This is a genomic window from Pseudomonas sp. AC083 (genome assembly GCF_979253165.1).
Genome location: NZ_CEEDDH010000320.1, coordinates 1 through 240, shown reverse-complemented (window position 1 = coordinate 240; position 240 = coordinate 1). Strand labels below are relative to the sequence as shown.

Here is a 240-nt window from a genome sequence, read left to right as displayed (position 1 = left end):
GTCTCCATCTATGGCACTTTTAAAAGGAAATGAACTTGTTCATTTTATTCCGCGTGACGAAATTGAAGGTCATGAAATGGAAGACATCATGAACAACGTCTTATCTGCATTTGAAAAACATTGCTAATACACATGTTGGAATGTCCTGTGATCAAATCAGGGCATTTTTTCTTGATCATGATGGAGGAACCGCATGCTTATCACAACAAGCTTTAGAGCAAATGAACAAACGATTGAAAC

At 37.1% G+C, this 240-nt stretch carries 1 protein-coding gene; it reads left to right on the top strand.

From position 1 onward, the window contains the following. Window positions 1-10: 10 nt before the first annotated feature. Window positions 11-127: a BrxA/BrxB family bacilliredoxin gene (locus tag AC0IXA_RS28065; protein ID WP_471815005.1), complete on the top strand. Its 117-nt coding sequence runs from the start codon at window positions 11-13 to the stop codon at window positions 125-127. The last annotated feature ends 113 nt before the right edge of the window (window positions 128-240 follow it).

Excerpts from the sequence above, each read along its gene's own strand:
- AC0IXA_RS28065 (WP_471815005.1), top strand. The coding sequence starts at position 11 with ATGGCACTTTTAAAAGGAAATGAACTTGTTCATTTTATTCCGCGTGAC.